This window comes from Agromyces hippuratus, assembly GCF_013410355.1.
Classification (GTDB): Bacteria; Actinomycetota; Actinomycetes; order Actinomycetales; family Microbacteriaceae; genus Agromyces; species Agromyces hippuratus.
Genome location: NZ_JACCFI010000001.1, coordinates 2,238,707 through 2,254,254 on the forward strand (window position 1 = coordinate 2,238,707; position 15,548 = coordinate 2,254,254).

Consider the following 15,548-nt stretch of genomic DNA (forward strand, 5'->3'; position numbering starts at 1 on the left):
CCTCGACCGTAGCCCTTCGGGTCACCCTCCGAGCAGAGCCTGCATCCGTTCGATCTCGGCGGTCTGGGTCGCGACGATGGCCTCGGCCATCTCGATGGCACCCTCGTGCGATCCGCTCCCGATCTCCTGCTCGGCCATGTCGACCGCGCCCTCGTGGTGCTCGATCATCTGCTCGAGGAAGAGTTGCGACGCGGTGGCCGCGTCGGCGGTCTCGAGCGCGGCGAGCTCGTCATCGCTCAGCATGCCGCTCATCCCGTGCCCGCCGTCGGGCATCTCGCGGGGGGCGTCCCATTCCTCGAGCCAGGCCTCGAGCTGGGCGATCTCAGGACCCTGTGCCGCTTGGATCTCCTCGGCGAGCACGACGACCTCGGGGTCGAGTCCGTCCTTCGCCAGCACGATGCCGCTCATCTCGAGCGCCTGCTCGTGGTGCGGGATCATCATCTGCGCGAACATCACGTCGGCCGCGGTGCCGGCGCCCGCGGGCGCCTCGCCCTCGGTGCCGGTCATCGAGTGGCCGTCGTGGCCGCCGCCCGAGGGGTCGCCGGCGTTCGCGGCGCAGCCCGCGAGCGCGAAGACCCCGGCGATGCCGAGGGCGACGGCGGGCAGGGTTCGCGCGATGCCGCGGCGGCGCACGGTCGCACGGGCGCCGGCACGGGCCGCGGCGCTCATCGCTCCGCCACCCGGTATCCGGCCTCCTCGACGGCCGCGGCGATCGCGGCGTCGGAGATGGGAGCGCTGCTCCGCACCGTCACGCCCGAGACGCCGCCGTTGACGAGCTCGACGTCGACGGCGTCGACGCCGTCGATCGCCGTGAGCTCCTGGGTCACGTGGGCGACGCAGCTGCCGCAGGTCATGCCGGCGACGCCGAAGCTCGCTTCGACGAGGGAGCCGTCGACCGCGTTCTCGGCGGGAGCCGAGGCATCGGTCGACGCGTCGATCGCGCAGCAGGAGCACCCGCCGCCGTCGAGGTCGATCTCGGTCCTGCCTTCTGGTGCGAGCGTCATGGTTCGATCCTTTCGTCGGTCACCACCACTATACCCCCCTAGGGTATCAATGACGCAAGTCCCTGCCGCGTGACAGCATGAGGGAGAGAAATTCTCGGAGCGATGTCGATCCGGCGGTCGCCCGTTCGACGCCAGAGTGAGGCGGGCGATCCGGCCCCTTCCCGAACAAGGAGAATCACCGTGAAGTACATGCTGATCATGCGCTCGAACGACCAGGCCGTCGAGGACTACGAGAACCTCGACTTCACCGAGGTCATCGCCGCCATGGGCGCCTACAACGAGTCGCTCATCAAGGCGGGCGTGCTGCTCGGCGGGGAGGGCCTGTCCGATGCGAAGGAGGGCTTCGTCGTCGACTTCGACTCGACTCCCCCGGTCATCACCGACGGCCCGTACGGCGAGACGAAGGAGCTCTTCAACGGCTTCTGGATCATCCAGGCCTCGAGCCCCGAAGAGGCGGCCGAGTGGGCCAAGCGCTGCCCCCTGGGGCCGGGCTCGAAGCTCGAGGTGCGCCGGGTGAACGAGCTCGAGGACTTCCCGCAGGACAACGAGTGGATCCAGAAGGAGGCCGGCTGGCGTGCAGAGGCCGAGGGTCGCCTCAGCGCCGCGAACCCGGCCGAATGACATGACCGACACGGATGCCCCGGGCGCGGTCGAACCGGCGAGCGGCGATGCCGACCCTGCCGCCGACCACGCCCGGCGCGCCGTGGCCGCCGTCTGGCGCATCGAGTCCGCGCGCATCGTCGCGACGCTCACCCGCTTCGTCGGCGACGTCGGCCAGGCGGAGGACCTCGCGCAGGAGGCGCTCGTCGAGGCGCTGCGGCAGTGGCCGGCCGAGGGCGTGCCGAACAAGCCCGGCGCCTGGCTCACGGCGGTCGCGAAGCGCCGCGCGATCGACGGGTGGCGCCGCCGCGAGCGGCTCGACGAGCGGTACGCCGCGCTCGCCCGCGATCTCGAGCAACAGGGCGCCGAGGCATCCGACACGTTCTGGGACCCCGACACCATCGACGACGACATCCTGCGGCTCATCTTCGTGTCGTGCCACCCCGTGCTCTCACGTGAGGCGCAGATCGCGCTCACGCTGCGCATCGTCGGCGGCCTCGGGTCGGAGGAGATCGCGCGCGCGTTCCTCGTGCCCACCGCGACCGTGCAGCAGCGCATCGTGCGGGCGAAGAAGACGCTCGCGGCGGCGAAGGTGCCGTTCGAGGTGCCCGAGCCGAACGAGTACGCCGCCCGGCTCGCCTCGGTGCTGCAGGTGCTCTACCTGATCTTCAATGAGGGCTACCTGCCCGCAGCGGGCGACGAATGGGTGCGACCGGATGTCTCGGCCGAGGCCCTCAGGCTCAGCCGCATGGTGGCGGGCCTCATGCCCCGTGAACCCGAGGCGCAGTCCCTCGTCGCACTCATGGAGTTCACCGCGTCGCGCTTCGCGGCCCGCACCGCGCGCGACGGCACCCCGATCCCCCTCGACGAGCAGGACCGCTCGCGCTGGGACCGCGCGCAGATCGGACGAGGCCAGGCGGCACTCGCCCGAGCCGATGCCATCGGACGTGGACGCGGGGCGTACGGCCTGCAGGCGGCGATCGCCGAGTGCCATGCGGTTGCGCCATCCGTCGACGACACCGACTGGGCGCGCATCGTGCTGCTCTACGAGGCGCTCGGTCGGCTCGCGCCCTCGCCCGTGGTCGACCTGAACCGCGCGGTCGCGGTCGCGATGTCGACCGGTCCGGCGAGCGCGCTGCGCATCGTCGACGAGCTCGTCGCGAACGGACGGCTCGCGGGCTACGCGCCCCTGCCCGCGGTGCGCGGCGAACTGCTGCGCCGGCTCGGACGCACGAGCGAGGCGCGCAGCGAGCTCGAGACCGCCGCGCGACTCACCGGCAACGAGCAGGAGCGGGCGTCGCTGCTCGCGAAGATCGCCGCCCTCGCGCCGCCGGCTCCACCCGCCGACTAGCCCTCGGGGCCGGCCGCGACGTCACCGGAACGCTGCGTCAGATCCCGTCGCCGGGAGAGACCTCGCCCTCAGGAGCGTCCGATGCCGCAGCCGCAGCGGGGGCGGGGGCGGTCGTCGGTGCATCCGCCTCGCCCGCGGCCTTCGCGGCCCGCTTCGCGCGGCGCCGCTCGCGACCGCCCTCGACGAGGTTGTAGAGCACGGGCAGCACGACGAGCGTGAGCGCGGTCGACGACACGAGTCCGCCGATCACGACGAGCGCGAGCGGCTGCGAGATGAAGCCGCCGTGCCCGGTGATGCCGAGCGCCATCGGCAGCAGCGCGAAGATCGTCGCGAGCGCCGTCATGAGGATCGGGCGGAGACGTCGCGAGGAGCCGTGCACGAGGGCGTCGCGCACGGTCATGCCGCGATCGCGGTACTGGTTCACGAGGTCGACGAGCACGATCGCGTTCGTCACCACGATGCCGACGAGCATCAGCACGCCGACGAGCGAGGCGACGCCGAGCGGCACGCCCGTGATGACCTGCAGCGCGATCGCGCCGGTCGCCGCGAACGGCACCGAGACGAGTAGCAGCAGCGGCTGCAGCAGCGAGCGGAACGTCGCGACCATCACGATGTAGACGATCAGGATCGCGGCGAGGAGCGCCAGCCCGAGCTGCGAGAACGATTCCTGCTGGTCGGCGCTGACGCCGCCGATCGACGCGGTCGTGCCGGCCGGCAGGTCGACCGAGTCGATCGCCGCGGCGACGGCCCCGCTCGCCGTGCCGAGGTCGTCGCCCGCGGGCGTCGCCGAGACGGTCGCGCTGCGGAGCCCCTGCACGGTCGTGACGGATGCCGGTCCGTCGACGTTCTCGACGGTCGCGAGCGAATCGAGCCGCACGAGGCCGGCGGGCGTCGGCACCTCGAGGGCCGAGAGCTCCTCGATCGTCGCGGGCGGGTTGTCGGTCGTGAGGTAGATCGTGAGGGTCTTCTCGTCGATCACGACGGTTCCGGCGCGCTGCGGCTGCATCGCGGCCGAGACGAACCCGCCGAGGGCGACCTCGGAGTAGCCCGCTGCCGCGGCATCCGCTCGGTTCACCTCGACGGCGACGTACGGCTGGGACTCCGACAGGTTCGAGCTCACCTGCGCGAGCGAGTCGATGCCGTCGAGCTCGGTGACGACGGCGTCGGTGGCCGCCTGCAGGTCCTCGGCGTTCGAGGCGGTGATGTCGACCTCGATGTCGCTCGAGGCGCCGAAGCCGCTCGACGCGGCCAGGGTGACCTCGCCGACGTCGTCGAGCGCGTCGAGGTCGTCGCGCACGCTCGCCTGCAGGGCGTCTTGATCGGCGTTCTCATCGGTCGTGACCGAGTACGTGATCGTCGAGCCGCCGCCGCCGAACGCCGCGGTGAGGCCGCTGCCCGAGCCGATCGACGTCTGCACGGTCTCGACGCCCTCGGTGTCGCGGATCGCCTGTTCGACGGGCTGCGAGGCCTCGTCCATGGCGTCGAGGCTCGTGCCGATCGGCAGCTCCTGCGTCACGCGGAAGGTGTTCTGCCCCGACGAGCCGAGGAAGTTCGTCTTCATGAGGGGGATCATGGCGATGGTGCCGCCGAGCACGAGACCGGCGACGACGAGCGTCACCACGCCGTGCTTCAGGGTCCACTCGATGATCGGCAGGTAGCCGCGCTGGAGGCGCGAGGGGTGCTCGAGCTCGTCGGCCGGAGCGACGGGCTTCGGCTTCGGCTTCACGGCCGTCGCGGTCGCGGGTGCGCCCGTCGACCTCGGGAGCCCCGAGGAGCCGGTCTCGTCGCGGAGCTCGGGCGCGAGCCAGACGTCGTCGACGAACGCGGCGGCCGCGATCTCGGCCTCGTCCTCGTGCTTGGCGAGCCTCGCCGGCTTCAAGAACCAGTACGCGAGCACCGGGACGATCGTGAGCGAGACGAGGAGCGAGGCGACGAGCGCGATCGTCACCGTCAGGGCGAACGGCCGGAACAGCTCGCCCGTCACGCCCTCGACGAGCGCGAGCGGCAGGAACACCGCGACGGTGGTGATGGTCGAGGCCGTGATCGCCCCGGCGACCTCGCGCACGGCGTGCACGATCGTCGAGGCCTTGTCGACGCCCTCGATGAGGTGCCGCTTGATGTTCTCGATGACGACGATGGAGTCGTCGACCACGCGGCCGATCGCGATCGTGAGCGCACCGAGGGTCAGGATGTTCAGGGTGTAGTCGGCGGCCTGCAACCCGATGAAGGTGATGAGCACCGACGTCGGGATCGAGATCGCGGTGACGAGCGTCGCGCGCACCGACATCAGGAAGACGAGGATCACGATGACCGCGAACAGGAGTCCGAGCATGCCCTCGGTCGCGAGCGACTCGATCGACTGCTCGATGTAGGGCGCCTGGTCGAAGACGACCGTGAACGTCGCGCCCGGGTTCGTCGTGTCGAGCGAGGACTCGAGGTCGGGCAGCAGCGCCGTCACGGCGTTCGACACCTCGACCGTGTTCGCGGCGGGCAGCTTCGTGACCGAGATGGTCAGGGCCGGCTCGCCGTTCACGCGCGAGATGCTCGACACGGGGTTGTCGGTCAGTTCGACGGATGCCACGTCGGCGATCGTGATCGATGCGGGCACGCTCGTCGTGGCGGCGGCGCCCTCGGGCAGCTCGGCTCCGTCGGGCAGGGTCGCTCCGTCGGGCAGTTCGGTTCCGTCGGTCGGCGTCTCCTCCGAGGCATCCGGAACCTGTTCGGTGGCGCCGAGCACCGGGAGCTCGGCGATCTCGTCGACGCTCTGGATGCGCGTGCCCGTCTGCACGGCGAACGTCGAGTCGCCCTCGGTGATCGTGCCCGCCGGCACGAGCAGGCCGTTCTGCTGCAGCGCGTCGCGGATGGCCTGCTGGGTGATGCCGTACGTCGCGAGCTCGGCGGGGTCGGGCGTGATGGTGACGCGCTGGCCGATCTCGCCCACGAGGCTCGCCTCGCGCACGCCGTCGACGTCGGTGATCTCGGGCAGGGTCGTGCGCTCGATCTCGTCGGAGAGCGCGCTGATGTCGTCGGCGCCGGTCACGGCGATCTGCAGCACCGGGAAGTCGTCGAGGCTGAGCGCGATGACCTGCGGGTCGACGTCGTCGGGCAGCTGGCCGGCGATGCGGTTCACGGCCGAGAGCATCTTCTGCTCGGCGAAGGCGAGGTCGGTGCCGTAGGTGAAGCTCGCGGTGACGCGCGAGAGGCCGGTCGAGCTCGTCGTCGAGGTCGACTCGAGACCCGTGATGCCCTGGATCGCGGTCTCGATCGGGGTCGAGACGTCGGTGTTGACGATGTCGGGCGATGCGCCGGGGTAGCTCGTCACGATCGAGAGCTGCGGGAACTCGATCGACGGCGCCAGCTCCTGCTTCAGGCTCGTCAGCGAGATTCCGCCGAAGATCGCGACGACGACGGTGATGAGCGCGATGAGGGCACGGTTCTTCATGCTGAGCGCGGCGAGCAGGTGCATTGCTCGATTCTCGCAGGCGCGGTCGCCGTGGATATCACATGCCGGTGAAATTCACGCGACATCCGCGCTCGGCACGTCGGCGAAGTGTCCCCCATCCGGGGGGTATCCTCACGGGAAGAACCCCCCGTAGGGTGGCCAGCAGGGGAACGAAGAGGGGTGACGATGAGCTCCGCGGATGCTGCACGGCAGGTGCCGTGGCTCCGTTACGCCCTCCTCGCCGCCTCCCTCTCCGCTGTGTGGCTCGTCATCTCGCTCTGCTCGAGCGCCCCGAGCGCCTCGGCCGAGGAACGAGACTCGGGCAGCGGCCTGCTCGGCACCGTCGGCTCGCTGCTCGGCGGCGTGACCGAGGTCACGGGAGCCGTCGGCGGCCTCGTCGACGGCGTCGTCGAGACGGTCGTCGCTCCGGTCAACGAGGTCGTCGAACCCGTCGTCGAGGCGCTGCCCGACCCAGTGGCCGAACCCGTCGAGGCGGTCGTGCCCGAAGCGGTCGACACCGTCACCGAGACCGCGAACACCGTGGTCGGCGGCGGCAACGCGGCCGTCGGCACCATCGTCAACGGCGTCACGGGCACGGTCTCGGGCATCGCCGGAGGCGACACCGTCAGCGGCATCACGGCCCCGGTCGCCGGACTCGTCGACGGCATCGTCGACGAGCTGCCGATCGTCGGAGCGCTGCTCCCCGACGGAACGGTCGACGGCGTGCTCGGACCGGTTGCCGGCCTCGTCGACGACACGCTCGGCACCGTCGTCGGCACCACGCCCGCCCTGCCCACCGACGGCAGCGGCGTGCTCCCCCCGATTCCGTCGATCCCCCTGCTTCCGGGCGGTACCGACGGCACCGACCCCGGCGAGCCAGGCGGCCCGGGAGGCCAGGTACCCGGCGAACCGTCGCCGCCCGGCCGCACCGGTGCACCGCCCGGCACTGCCGCAGGCGGGCATGACGCCGTGCCCTCGAACGCCACCGTCCCCACGGGCAGCGCCGACCCGGCTCCTGCCATCGACTCCGAGATCGGCGAGATCGCGCCCTCAGAGGGCGGCTCGCCGGGCGGCGACGGCTCGCCCGCGCTCGGTGGGCCGGCACTCGGCGGCAGTTCGGGCACCGGCGCCGCGGGCAGCGGCGGCGGCGCGGCATCCGGCACCTCAGACGCGGCCTACGCCGCCCTCGAACTCGACGCACTCGCGTCGCTCGCACTCCACTCGGTCGATGACGCGCTGCCGTCGTCACCGGTCTACGACACCGACTCCACCCCTGACTGACGGGGGCCGTTCCGCCTGCTCGTGAGGCGGAAGACGGTCATCGCTCCCTGCCCTGGGAGCGACCTCACCCATCAGTTCAGGAGGACTGGAAATGAAGAAACTGCTTTTGAGGGCGCTCTATGCGACCCTGTTCGCCGGGGGCCTCTCGCTCCTCGGAGCCGGAGTCGCCCACGCGTCGGAGACGACGGGCGACGACGGCATCCTGTCGGGAACCCAGGCGGGCATCTCGATCGACCTGCCGATCACGCTCGGCGGCAACGCGATCTCGCTCATCGGGGACTCGTCGTCGCAGGACGCGAGCACCGAGGTCACCGGCGGGGAGACGGCCGAACCGGCCGCCGTGACGTCGGGTGACGACGGGATCGGCTCCGGCAGCCAGGCGCTCATCGACGTGTCGGTGCCGGTGACGATCGGCGGCAACGCCATCTCCGTCGTCGGCGACTCATCGACGGACGACGCGACCACCGAGGTCGCTCCGGCACCTGCACCCGCCGCGGACGCAGGCGCAGCTGCGCCGGCAGCCGCGGAGACGAGCGGGGTCGACTCCCTGCTCGGCGGCACGCAGGCGCTCGTCGACGTGTCGATTCCCATCACCCTCGGCGGCAACGCCATCTCGGTCATCGGCGACAGCAGCAGCGCCGATGCCGGGACGGCGGTCGAGTCGGGAACCGGCACGGGGTCCGGCTCGGGCACGGACGCCGCAACCAGCGGCGACGACGGGGTCCTGGGCGGCACCCAGGCGATCATCGACGCAGCGGTGCCGATCACCGTCGGCGGCAACGCGATCTCGCTCATCGGCGACTCGACGAGCGAGGGCGCGGCGACGAGCGTCGGTTCGGGCTCCGGGCCGGCCGGCGGATCGGCCGAGACCAGCGGTGACGACGGGATCCTCGGCGGCACGCAGCTGCTGCCGAACCTGTCGCTGCCGGTGACGATCGGAGGCAATGCGATCTCGGGCTTGGGCGACAGCACGTCGACCGGCGCCGAGACGGTCGTGACGCCGGGAACCGGGGGCGGTTCGGCGACGACGGATGGGAACGGCGGGCTGCTCGGGGGAACACAGCTGCTGCCGAACCTGTCCCTGCCCGTGACGATCGGCGGCAACGCCATCTCGGTGATCGGCGATAGCGAGACCGACGGGGCGACGACCGTCGTCGACCCGACGGACCCGACGGACCCGACCGACCCGGTGGACCCGGTGGATCCGGTGGACCCGGTGGACCCCACCGACCCGACGGATCCGACCGACCCGACGACGCCCGCCTCACCGGGTGACGGCGGCGGCACGACGGTCGCCTCGGGCAGCGGTTCGGGCGGAACCGGCGACGGCGCCGACGCGTCGACGCTCGCATCCACGGGCGCCGACGCCTCGGGCCTCGGGCTCGCGGCACTTGCAGTGCTCGCGGGGCTCGTGCTCGTCGGAGTCCGGCGGTTCGCGCTGAAGCGCTAGCGAAACGGGATGGGCCCGGCGCCGCCCTACCGGCGCCGGGCTCGCACCCCCGGCAGATCACTGCCCACAGACTCCGTGCCGCAGACCCGTGCGGCACGGCAGGCCGCGGTGTGCCCGAACCGCGGCCGGTCGGGGCGGCCCGACGAGCGCAGTCGTCGAGCCGCCCCGCACTCCCCTACGCCGTGCGGCGCCGCGCGATCAGCACGGATGCCGCACCCACGAGCAGCACGAACGCGGCCACCACGATCGCGGCCGTCGGGTCGATGCCGGTGCTCGCGAGATCGGCACCGCTCTCGGAACCGCCCGCGCCGCCGGCGCCGCTCGACGCGGCGGTCACGGTGATCGCTGCCGTCACCGTCGTGTCGTCGGGCAGCACGGCGACGATCGTGTGCGCACCGGGCGCCGTCGCGGCGGGGATGCGCGCCGTGAAGTCGAGCGCACCGTCGGCCGAGGCCGTCGCCTCGCCGAGCACGACGGGGTCGGAGTGCAGTTCGAGCCGCACCTCGGAGCCGGCCGCGAAGCCCGCCCCGCGCACCTCGAGCGAGCCGCCCGCGACCACCGACCCGGCACCGAGCACGAGGCTCGGCGCATCGGGCTCGCCCGGCCCGCCCGGGCCGCCGTCGCCGCCGGGGAAGACCTCGTCGGCCGCGCCGAGGCGCAGGAACACGGTCTCTCCCGTGGCATCCTTCAGCCCGTCGTTGTCGGTGACGCCGTACAGCGCGCCATCGGCTGCGACCGCGAAGCCCTCGAGCTTCTCCTGCGTCCAGCCGCCGGTCGCACGGAGTGCCGGCAGCGCGTCGATCGCCGTGGTCTTCTCGAGCACCGGCAGCGTGCCCGCCTCGGGCGTCGTCGCCGGGATCTCGACGCGGGTCACGCGCTTGACCGCAGCCGCGGGGCCGTTGAGCTTGTCCCGCTCGATCACGGCCAGGGTGTCGTCGTCGATCGCGGTGATCTCGGAGAGGCCCATCCAGTCGCCGGCGACGGCCGTCGACTCGAGCGGGTAGCCGAACCACGACCACGCACCGGATGCCACGTCGTAGCGGCCGATGCGGGCGAGGTTCGCGCCGTCGACGGTCGCTGCATCGGCGCCCGTGACCGCAGGGTCGACCCACAGCGGCCGCTGCAGCGCCACCCAGAGCTGCTCGTCGGCACCGCTGCCGATGGAGGTCACGCCCTCGAGCCCCCACTTGGCGACGTGCGCCGTGACCTCGGCGGGCAGTGCCACGGTCTCGACGACGGCTCCGGAGGCATCCGTGCCCAGCACCCGGTTCTCGGCGCCGGTGGCGCCCTCGATCGCGAGCCAGAACCCGCCGTCGGCCCGTGCCTGCAGGCCTTCGATGTCGAGCGCGACCGCCACCCCGCCGTCGGTCACCGGCAGCGCGGAGGTGATGCGCGCCGGGGTCTGCGAGACGTCCAGGGCGTAGACCGTGCTCGGCGAGACCGCGACGTCGCTCGCGGCGTAGACGGCGCCGGCATCGCTCGGGTGGCCGCTCAACGCGCCGAGCGCCGCCCAGCCGATGGGTGCGCCGCCGACCACGTCGGAGACGATGCTCGGCTGCGAGGGCTGCGACGTCGTCTCGGCGCCGAAGGAGTAGAGGTTCACTGCGGCGCGCACGCCGGTCGATGCGTCGTCGGTCTCGCTCGAGACGACGAGCAGGTCGCTGCCGGGCACGGGCAGGATGCCTTCTGGCCCGTTCGTTGCGAACAGCAGCTGACGGAACACCGGGGATGCCGCGTCGCTGACGTCGTAGACGGCGACGAAGTTCGAGCGCTCGCTCGCGACGAACGCGTACGGCACGCCGTCGAACTCGGCGACGGCGAGGCCCTCGGGCTCGCTGCCCTTCTTGGCTGCGCGATCGTCGTTGTACAGGCCGTGCTGCACGGCGAGGCGCTCGAAGGAGTTGCCCGCGTCCCACACGACGGCGCCGGTTGCGGCGTCGAAGACGGTCCAGCCGCGGGTGCCGCCCTTCCAGTCGCCCTCGTTGGCGGTCGCCAGGCGGTCATCGCCGATCCACGCGATCGAGTCGGGCTCGCGCGGGGCCTGCCCGATCGAACCCGTCAGGTCGATGCGCTTGTCCTTCTTCGTGTCGATGCCGGTGACGGCGACCGACCCGGCCGAGAAGGCTCGCACGACCTCGCGCGTCGGCAGGTCGACGATCACGATGCCGTTGTTCTCCTGCAGCGTCACCGCGAGCTGGTTCTTCGCGTTGATGGTGACGTACTCGGGCTCGGGGTCGGTCGGGGTGTCGAGACCGGCCGCGGCGATGACGTCGATCGGCGAGCCGTCCTCTTCGAGGAAGGGCACCGCGTCGATCGACCAGGCTGCGGGGTCGGCGCCGAGGCCGAGCACCTGCACGAAACCGCCGGGCAGCTGGGGCAGGTCGCCCTTCTTACCGCCGGGCGGCGTCGCCTCCTCGTCGCGCTGGTTCTCGATCGCGATCGCCGCGTAGGCGCCGTCCTTCGAGATCGCGATCGAGTCGGGCTGGCCCTCGAGGTCGATGCTGCGCACGACGGTGCGGTCGGCGGCACGGATCACGTCGAGGCGGCCGGAGGGCTCGGTGAATGCACCGCCCGTCTCGTCGATGACGACGAGGAGGAAGTCGCCGTAGGCCGCGACCGAGGTCGGCTGGTCGTCGGCGTGACCGATCGATGCGAGTTCGATGGTGCCGTCGCCGACGGGGTTCGCCGGGTCGGTCACGTCGAGGAATCCGATGCGCTTGCCGAGCGCGTCGGTGTAGACGACGGTCGAACCGTCGGGCGTGATCGCCGAGATCTCCGCGACCGTCTCCGACGCGGGGTCGACGCCCTCCGGCAGGTTCTGGAACACGGGATACGTCGCCGTGCGGTGGAAGGCGGCGGCGCCGGGCGCGGCCTCGGCGGGCACCGCGAGCGCGGACCCGGCGAGTGCGCCGCCTGCGATGACGGATGCCACGGCGAGCGCGGCGACGGACAGGGGGCGAACGGGCATGTCGGGCACACTCCAGCGGCTCGAGGCGGGGGAACGCCGTCAGGCTGGCGGAACGGGGCGACCTGCCGGTGGGAGCGAGGTGGACGTCACGCGTCGAACGTGTGAACAGACGGGACGCGCCGGCCCAGCGGCGTCGCGGCCCAGCGAGGTCGCGGCCCAACCGCCCGCGGCTCAGATCACCGAGGCGAGCAGGCTCTGGTCGGGCACGGGCGCCGCCCCCGAGAGCGAGCGCCAGGCGCGGGCGAGCGCCTGCACCGCGGCATCCATCGTCTCGGCCGGATAGCAGATCGGCAGCCGCAGGAAACGCTCGAAGGCGCCGTCGATGCCGAACCTCGGGCCGGCGGCGATGATGAGTCCCTGCGAGCGAGCGGCAAGTGCCAGCTGGGAGCTCACCGCCGAGCCGAGGCCGACCCAGGTCACGATGCCGCCGTCGACGTGCGGCACCTGCCATTCGGGGAAGGCCTGCGCGAGCAGCCCCTCGAGACGGTCGCGTCCGGCGCGGAGCTGTTCACGGCGCAGGTCGAGGATGTCGTCCATGTGCGGCAGTGCACGCGTCACGAGGAGCTGCTCGATGATCGGCGTACCGAGGTCTCCGGGCGACCGCACCGCGAGCAGGCGGCGGATCAGCGGCCGGTCGGCGCGGATCCAGCCCACGCGCACGCCGCCCCAGACGGTCTTGCCGACCGAGCCGACCATGACGGCCGGGCCGTAGGCGGCCATCGGCAGCAGGGACTCGGGGCGATCGATGTCGAGTTCGCCGGTCGTCTCGTCGGCCACGATGACGGTGCCCTGCCTGGCGGCCGCGTCGAGCACGCGCTCGCGCGCCTCGGCGGTCAGGGACCGCCCTGTGGGGTTCTGGAAGTCGGGCATCAGGTAGGCGGCGACGGGGTTGGAGTGCCCGATCGCGCGCACGAGCGCCTCGGATTCGGCCCGGCCGGCGGGGTCGGCGTGGTCGCGCGGCGAGACTCCGACCGGCACGAGGCGGGCACCGGCCGCCCGGAGCGCCTCGTAGGCGTGCGGATAGGTCGGCGCCTCGATGATCGCCCGATCACCGCGGCCGATCAGCGCCCGTGAGAGCAGGGCGATCGCGTGCTGCGCGCCGATCGTGACCATGATCTGCTCCGGCGTGGTCGGGAGCCCGCGCGCCGTGTACCGATCGGCGATCGCCGCACGCAGCGCCGGCGTGCCGATCGGGTCGAATCCCGCATCGCCGAGATGCTCGGGCAGGTCTTCGACGGCCTGTCGGGCGAGGTCGGGCAGCCACGGCAGGGCCGGCGGAGCCGCCTTCGAGAAGTCGATGTAGTCGGCGGCCGGAGCCGGGGGCAGGATGGACGGAGCACCCGGAAGTCGCGCGACACTGCCCGAGCCGCGCACGCTCAACACGAGGCCCTGCCCACGCAGATGCCCGTACGCGGCGGTCACGGTCGTGCGGCTGAGCCCGAGGCGCTCGGCGAGATCGCGTTCGGCCGGCAGCCGGGTGTCGACGGGGATGCGCCCGTCGAGCACGAGCAGCCGGATGCGCTCGGCGAGCGCGTGATAGGCGCTGCCGGCGCCCGGGCGCCAGTCCCCGAGCAGGTTCTCGAGCGCCCGTGCCGTCAGTGTGGACTCCGCCATGCGAGCCACTTTAGACGAATTGGCTCTTTGCGAACAGGCCAATCATGCAATTGGATTGCACCATGCCCCGCTCGATCCGCTTCGCCTCCCCCGACCCGACGCCGGTGCTCGTGCGCCGCTTCGTCCAGCTCTTCGTCGGCCTGCTCCTCTACGGCATCGGCATCGCCCTCATCGTGCGCGGCGAGCTCGGCGTCGCCCCGTGGGACGTGCTGACCCAGGGCATCGCGAAGCAGACGGGCCTGCAGTTCGGGCTCATCACGGTCATCATCAGCGGATTCGTGCTGCTGCTCTGGATCCCGCTGCGGCAACGACTCGGCTTCGGCACCGTCATGAACGCGCTGCTCGTCGGCCCCGCGGCCGACCTCGGCCTCTGGCTCATCCCGCCGGGCCTCGACCTCTGGGTGCGCGTGCTGCTGCTGCCCGCCGGCATCGTCGTGCTCGCCATCGCCACCGGCCTCTACATCGGCGCGCACTTCGGCCCAGGCCCGCGCGATGGGCTCATGACTGGCCTCCACCGCGTCACCGGCTGGAAGATCTGGATCGTGCGCACCGGCATCGAACTCGTCGTGCTCGCCGCCGGATGGCTGCTCGGCGGCAACGTCGGCATCGGCACTGTCGCCTTCGCGTTGCTCGTCGGCCCGTTGTGCGGGATCACCATCCCGATGTTCGCGATCAAGCGCCCTGCGGCCACGACACCGACCGAGCCGAACGTCGAGCCGGCGGGTGTCGCGGCGCCCGGTGCATCCGTCGCTCCCGTGCCATCCGCCGAACCCGCGGCCTGACCGCGCCGAGACGGCAGTCGCCCCCGAGGTCGGGACACCTCGGGGGCGACTGCACCTCCGCGTCGGAGGCGACGAAGCGCTAGAGCTCGCGCTCCGCGTACGCGGTCATCGCGTCACGCACGAACTCGGCACCCGCCCGGCCGCCGTAGTTCGCGCCGAAGCGCTCGTCGGCCACGTACATCTCGGCGAGGCCGAGGAAGTACTCCTTGCTCGGACCCGCACCGCCGCCGCCCGGCGTACCGGGAATGCCGCGCAGCCAGTCGAACTGGCGCTGCGCGAGCGCCTGCGCCTCGTCGCCCGCGGGGTCGATCCCCCGCTCGAACGCCGCGATCCAGTCACGGCCCAGCTGCGACATCCGCTGCTGCCAGGCCGCCTTCTCGTCGGCGCTCATCGAGCGCCACCATGCGTCGCTCTTCGCGTACGCGTCCGTGCCCCAACGCTCTTCGACCTCCTCCTTGTACCGGGTGTGGTCGAAGCCGTCGAACATGTTCTCCGCCATCAATCGTTCACCTCCTTCCAGTGCATCGATGGTGTGCTCGACCGACGCGATCTGCCGCGCCAGCCGTTGCTGCTCGCCCCGCAGCCACTCGAGGTGACTGCGCAGCGCGTGGGGGGCGCTCACCTCGCGGTCGAGCACCTCGCCGATCGCGGGGAGGCCGAGGCCGAGCTCCCGCAGCAGCAGGATGCGCTGCAGGCGCACGAGCGCGGCGTCGTCGTAGCGGCGATAGCCGTTCGAACCGATGCGCGTCGGCGCGAGCAGCCCGATGTCGTCGTAGTGACGCAGCGTGCGGCTCGTCGTGCCGGCGAGCTTCGCGATCTCCTGGATCGACCAGTCCACGGTGGCTCCTCTCTCTCGTGTCTCTCGTGATCAGGGCGTTCCCACTCACATCTGCCACGGTAAAGCTTGACGCCGCGTCAATGTCAAACGCCCCGCACCCGGTCATTCCCGCGGATATACGATCCGCCACCCCGTGCCGATCGAGTCGCACGCGGCGCGCCGGATCGTATATCCGCTGGAATGACCGACTTGCATCTCGCGCAAACGCGATATATCGT

11 protein-coding genes are annotated in these 15,548 nt (G+C 71.9%); 5 read left to right on the top strand and 6 right to left on the bottom strand.

All coding sequences use genetic code 11. The annotated features are described in order from the left end of the window. Positions 1-21 precede the first annotated feature (21 nt). The gene (locus tag BJY17_RS10440) at positions 22-669 is read right to left on the bottom strand and encodes a DUF305 domain-containing protein (RefSeq protein WP_179551287.1); all 648 of its coding nucleotides are present in this window, start codon (positions 667-669) and stop codon (positions 22-24) included. After that, complete coding sequence (locus BJY17_RS10445; RefSeq protein WP_179551288.1) at positions 666-1,004, bottom strand: heavy-metal-associated domain-containing protein; 339 nt, start codon at positions 1,002-1,004, stop codon at positions 666-668. The genes BJY17_RS10440 and BJY17_RS10445 overlap by 4 nt, the downstream gene beginning before the upstream one ends. 180 nt (positions 1,005-1,184) lie before the next feature. On the opposite strand from BJY17_RS10445, the gene BJY17_RS10450 reads away from it, so the two are divergent. Next, positions 1,185-1,625, top strand: a complete 441-nt coding sequence (locus tag BJY17_RS10450) for a YciI family protein (protein ID WP_179551289.1) — start codon at positions 1,185-1,187, stop codon at positions 1,623-1,625. A 1-nt stretch (position 1,626) separates the two neighbouring features. Further along, entirely contained in the window at positions 1,627-2,955 is a 1,329-nt protein-coding gene (locus BJY17_RS10455) for an RNA polymerase sigma factor (RefSeq protein ID WP_179551290.1), read from the top strand. A 37-nt stretch (positions 2,956-2,992) separates the two neighbouring features. On the opposite strand, the gene BJY17_RS10460 is transcribed toward BJY17_RS10455, so the two are convergent. After that, positions 2,993-6,421, bottom strand: coding sequence for an efflux RND transporter permease subunit (locus BJY17_RS10460; RefSeq protein WP_179551291.1), 3,429 nt, complete (start codon positions 6,419-6,421; stop codon positions 2,993-2,995). Between the two features lie 162 nt (positions 6,422-6,583). Between BJY17_RS10460 and BJY17_RS10465 the strand changes: the two genes are divergently transcribed. Together BJY17_RS10465 and BJY17_RS10470 are read left to right on the top strand one after the other, a co-directional pair. Continuing rightward, on the top strand, positions 6,584-7,678 hold the full coding sequence (locus tag BJY17_RS10465; RefSeq protein WP_179551292.1) for a hypothetical protein: 1,095 nt from the start codon (positions 6,584-6,586) through the stop codon (positions 7,676-7,678). 91 nt (positions 7,679-7,769) lie between these two features. After that, complete coding sequence (locus BJY17_RS10470; RefSeq protein ID WP_179551293.1) at positions 7,770-9,128, top strand: hypothetical protein; 1,359 nt, start codon at positions 7,770-7,772, stop codon at positions 9,126-9,128. A 175-nt stretch (positions 9,129-9,303) separates the two neighbouring features. On the opposite strand, the gene BJY17_RS10475 is transcribed toward BJY17_RS10470, so the two are convergent. Both BJY17_RS10475 and yczR read right to left on the bottom strand, forming a co-directional pair. Continuing rightward, complete coding sequence (locus BJY17_RS10475) at positions 9,304-12,096, bottom strand: esterase-like activity of phytase family protein (protein ID WP_179551294.1); 2,793 nt, start codon at positions 12,094-12,096, stop codon at positions 9,304-9,306. A gap of 171 nt (positions 12,097-12,267) precedes the next feature. Next, positions 12,268-13,710 (bottom strand): MocR-like transcription factor YczR, encoded by a 1,443-nt coding sequence (gene yczR / locus BJY17_RS10480; protein ID WP_179551295.1) that lies wholly within the window; start codon positions 13,708-13,710, stop codon positions 12,268-12,270. 62 nt (positions 13,711-13,772) lie between these two features. Here yczR and yczE point away from each other — a divergent pair, with 62 nt between their 5' ends. Beyond that, on the top strand, positions 13,773-14,492 hold the full coding sequence (gene yczE, locus BJY17_RS10485) for a membrane protein YczE (RefSeq protein ID WP_218889887.1): 720 nt from the start codon (positions 13,773-13,775) through the stop codon (positions 14,490-14,492). Positions 14,493-14,571: 79 nt separating this feature from the next. Here yczE and BJY17_RS10490 read toward each other — a convergent pair whose 3' ends face one another. Beyond that, positions 14,572-15,330 (bottom strand): MerR family transcriptional regulator, encoded by a 759-nt coding sequence (locus BJY17_RS10490; protein ID WP_179551296.1) that lies wholly within the window; start codon positions 15,328-15,330, stop codon positions 14,572-14,574. Positions 15,331-15,548 lie beyond the last annotated feature (218 nt).

Excerpts from the sequence above, each read along its gene's own strand:
- yczR (WP_179551295.1), bottom strand. The coding sequence starts at position 13,710 with ATGGCGGAGTCCACACTGACGGCACGGGCGCTCGAGAACCTGCTCGGG.
- BJY17_RS10465 (WP_179551292.1), top strand. The coding sequence starts at position 6,584 with ATGAGCTCCGCGGATGCTGCACGGCAGGTGCCGTGGCTCCGTTACGCC.
- BJY17_RS10475 (WP_179551294.1), bottom strand. The coding sequence starts at position 12,096 with ATGCCCGTTCGCCCCCTGTCCGTCGCCGCGCTCGCCGTGGCATCCGTC.
- BJY17_RS10445 (WP_179551288.1), bottom strand. The coding sequence starts at position 1,004 with ATGACGCTCGCACCAGAAGGCAGGACCGAGATCGACCTCGACGGCGGC.
- BJY17_RS10470 (WP_179551293.1), top strand. The coding sequence starts at position 7,770 with ATGAAGAAACTGCTTTTGAGGGCGCTCTATGCGACCCTGTTCGCCGGG.
- BJY17_RS10440 (WP_179551287.1), bottom strand. The coding sequence starts at position 669 with ATGAGCGCCGCGGCCCGTGCCGGCGCCCGTGCGACCGTGCGCCGCCGC.
- yczE (WP_218889887.1), top strand. The coding sequence starts at position 13,773 with ATGCCCCGCTCGATCCGCTTCGCCTCCCCCGACCCGACGCCGGTGCTC.
- BJY17_RS10460 (WP_179551291.1), bottom strand. The coding sequence starts at position 6,421 with ATGCACCTGCTCGCCGCGCTCAGCATGAAGAACCGTGCCCTCATCGCG.
- BJY17_RS10455 (WP_179551290.1), top strand. The coding sequence starts at position 1,627 with ATGACCGACACGGATGCCCCGGGCGCGGTCGAACCGGCGAGCGGCGAT.